Genomic DNA, 3585 nt, shown 5'->3' with positions numbered 1-3585 from the left:
ACTGACTACAGAACTGACTACTGAACTGACTACTGAACTGACTACTGAACTGACTACTGAACTGACTACTGAACTGACTACTGAACTGACTACTGGATAAACATATGAATACTTTGGCAAAAAAAGATGAGTATGTACGTGCTAGGGTTCCAAATGAATTAAAGGTTCAAGCGGAGCGAATTCTAAAAGAAGTGGGTTTAAATACTACAGATGCTATTCGCTTATTATTAACGCAAGTAGTAAATCGAGGTGGATTTCCTTTAGAGTTAAAAACCCCTAACCGTACAACAATTGAGGCTATGAACTCTGTTGCAGAACCTAAAAAATTTAGTTCTGCTCAGGAATTGTTTACGGATTTAGAAGATGACACTGACGATTAGGTACAAGAAACAATTTAAAAAAGATTTTAAACGGGTAAGCTCAAACCCAAAGCTTAAGAAAGGACTCTTAATTTTGAAGGATCTTATTGATGAGCATTTGGTAAAAACAGGGACTGTTCCAGAGGAATATTTACCTCATCCTTTAATTGGAGAATGGAAGCCTCATATGGAATGTCATGTCTTACCTGATTTATTGTTAATTTGGGACGTGGACAAGGAAAATAATGAATTAATCCTTGCCAGAATAGGATCTCACTCTGAACTTTTCGGATAAAAAAAAGCCCAACTAGATGTTGGGCTTTTTTTGTGACTATTTTTTAAGCTTTAGTTACAAGTCTTTTATAGTTAGTTAGTTGAGAAATTTCATGTAATATCTTCTTCTTTTGAGGGGAATAAAACATGTTTGAAAAGAAACTTAAGGGTGCATGGATTATTCATCATGCACAAAAATTAAATGAGATAAAATATGCGGATAATACATTTGATAATACTTTAACTGCAGGTAAAGCAGGCTTACTTTTGTCATCTTTATCTAAAGATGATGAGTCTGAAATAACGTCTTCAAAAGTACAGGCTCTTAGTACTTATGTGGGAATAACTAACTTAGAAAGAAAGCCACTACTAGAATTATTAAAAGAAAAGGAATTAATTGATTATAGTAAAAATGGTGATGTTGTAACGTTAGGATTAACTCAGCACTCAATTTTAGAACATACAGCTAATATTTTTGATCAAAGTAATGATTCTTTTGATAATATTGAAAACGCATCAATCTTTTTGGCTGAGAAAGCGTCTCAAGAACCAATTTTCCAAAATGAAATAAAACCTCTCCTGAGTGATGAATTTAAACTTACCTCTGATAATTTAGATTATTTATTTACCTCTGCTGAAACTATTGGTTTTACTGATGTGGAGACATTGTCTGATAAGGGTAAATTACTGTTTAACGGTAATCTTTTTAAAAGACAATATTCCGAAAAAATAGGAAGAGTATTTCATTCTTTATCAGCTGAAGAAAGTACAAAGATAAATGAGCTAAATTCTATTATTCGTTCAGAAGGATGCGTAGCAATAAGCGAAGGTACTCGCGTACTAGGACAAAAACTTTTAGATAAGTTATTACCTATCGGAGTATACGAAGTAAACATAGTATCCAATTCTAAAGAAGAAATAGGTTTTCTAACTTTACCAGAATCATTTTCAAAATTTGGAAGTAACTCTATTATTGATGATACTTTTGATTTAGCGAAAGCATTTATTAGTTCTTTGAAATATGGAATGACACGCAGTGCGTATGGACGAGGGCAAATTCAAGCAATAGAACCATTATTAAGAAAATTAATTGCGGGAGGGCATGTAGGACCTGTTACCGCAATAGGCCAGGATTATAGAGTTCTTGAACTGAAGGGAGTTGTTCAAGTCATTCCTTACGCAAATGATAGATTCTACTTAAAATTATTAAAAAAAGAAGTTGGTGAAATAGCCTTATTAGTTTTAACTTCAGGAAATGCGAGTGAACATGCTTTAATTTCGGATAGCCTAATACCATCTACAGCAGCTACTCAATTTAGTGGACCAGAGGTAAATCGTGATTTATTAAGGAAAAAACAAGTAAAAGTAAATCCTACAGCAACTAATAATATGTTAGATGCTTTACGGACTGGAGGTATTTAATGGCTGATTTAATTACTTTACCTAAAGGTATGGCACTAGAAGAAGTATTAAGAGACTATTTTCTAAAAACAGGATCATATGTTGTTCGTGGTGTACCATTTGTTTATGAAAATGATGATGTAACAGATATAGACCTATGGGTATATTCGAGAGCTTCATCATTTTCTAGGGAAATAACTGTCGTTGATATAAAAAATAAAAAAGTACCTCATGCTTTAGAAAGAATTTTTTGGGTAAATGGTTTGAAACAAGCTACGTATAGCAACAAAGCTATTGTTGCTACAACTGATTCTAGATCTCTTATTAAAACTTTTGCAAAAAAACAAGATGTCATGGTTTTAGATGGAAAGTTCTTATCAAAGTTAGTTAGGAATCAGAGTCCGAATGAAGAAAGGCTTTTTGAAGAGCAATTATCAAGTTTGATCGATTCCTATGAACTACAAAAAGTAGATGGGGATTGGAAAAATAGGATGAAATACTGTAAATCGATTTTATCTAAACCGATTAATTTTGATTCATGTAATTCCTGGCTTGCTGAAGGAAAGTTTTTTGCCCAATTAGTTTTGACGCGGGAAAGAGAAAGATATACAGCAATTAGATGCTTATATTTGATCTGTTCTTATTTAGCTTTAGGAATAGATTTCTGTATGCGAGAAATTTCTTTTCTTGATCCTCATGAACGAATTGAAAAACTTAAAGAAGGATTTCTTTTTGGTGATAGGGGGTTTGCTGGGACGAATGATTTAATTAAATTTTCAATGAATATGATCAATCAATATGTAGAAGGTGGCGATGTTCATGCTAGACTTTTAAAGCAAAGGTTTGATAGTGATGTGTCAAATCTTCCTGTAAACATTCTGGCTGAATATTTTGCTAAAACTGAAAATATTAATCATATGTTTCAGTTTGCAAAAACATTAGAACAGATGGCTATGCAATCTAAAACACCAACACTACCAGAAGCACTTGATATTAAAGGATACTTATATTGTCTTTTAGATTATTGGCAAATAAACCGTCAAGAATTTTCAGCTGCTATGAGTTCTACTGAAAATTGATATAAGATTAACTAATTCTAAAAAATTGATAATAAAAAACCCCGGCATCCTGCCGGGGTTTTTCGTATTGGTTCGCTCGGTATAACTCCTGTCGTACCTTACAGTCCTTGTGCTTATCTCTTGTTATTCTTGTATGGAACTTCCTATTCCCGATGAGTCCATCATAGGAAAATTCCACTGTCCCAGGTAGCCGCAAAGGGCCGAGATTTATGTACGCCAGAGCGTACAAAATAGCCTAAATTTTATCCCCAGCAATTGGGGATAGTTTTGGAACCTGGATCCGCATGAAATGGGCACTGATTGCCAAATTGATCATTTATTGATCAAAATTCTTGGCAAAATGTTACAGATTCGCTTAAAAACTCACCAACTTATTACAAAAGCCATTTTTTGTGCATTTTGTGATCAGGGTGAAATTTTTAAGTTATTGAAATTTAAATTAATATACAGATGTACTTCGTATAACCGCCATT

At 33.2% G+C, this 3585-nt stretch carries 5 protein-coding genes; all 5 read left to right on the top strand.

Features of this window, described 5'->3' with window-relative positions; translation table 11 throughout:
- Positions 1-104 precede the first annotated feature (104 nt).
- A complete protein-coding gene (locus BFN00_RS14515; RefSeq protein WP_048882320.1) occupies positions 105-380 on the top strand; it encodes a type II toxin-antitoxin system RelB/DinJ family antitoxin in 276 nt (91 codons plus the stop codon).
- Positions 364-654: a type II toxin-antitoxin system YafQ family toxin gene (locus BFN00_RS14510; RefSeq protein WP_048882321.1), complete on the top strand. Its 291-nt coding sequence runs from the start codon at positions 364-366 to the stop codon at positions 652-654. The genes BFN00_RS14515 and BFN00_RS14510 overlap by 17 nt, the downstream gene beginning before the upstream one ends.
- 125 nt (positions 655-779) lie before the next feature.
- Positions 780-2054 carry a hypothetical protein gene (locus tag BFN00_RS14505; RefSeq protein WP_048882322.1) on the top strand — a complete coding sequence of 425 codons (1275 nt, stop codon included), beginning with the start codon at positions 780-782 and terminating at the stop codon, positions 2052-2054.
- Entirely contained in the window at positions 2054-3112 is a 1059-nt protein-coding gene (locus tag BFN00_RS14500) for a hypothetical protein (RefSeq protein ID WP_048882323.1), read from the top strand. The genes BFN00_RS14505 and BFN00_RS14500 overlap by 1 nt, the downstream gene beginning before the upstream one ends.
- A 289-nt stretch (positions 3113-3401) precedes the next feature.
- On the top strand, positions 3402-3585 hold a 184-nt coding region (locus BFN00_RS16075), incomplete at its 3' end, for a hypothetical protein (RefSeq protein ID WP_071852236.1).

The organism is Acinetobacter sp. AR2-3 (assembly GCF_001878775.1).
Taxonomy (GTDB): domain Bacteria; phylum Pseudomonadota; class Gammaproteobacteria; order Pseudomonadales; family Moraxellaceae; genus Acinetobacter; species Acinetobacter lwoffii_D.
The sequence above is the reverse complement of the archived record's forward strand: the minus strand, read 5'-3'. Positions and strand labels throughout refer to the sequence as shown.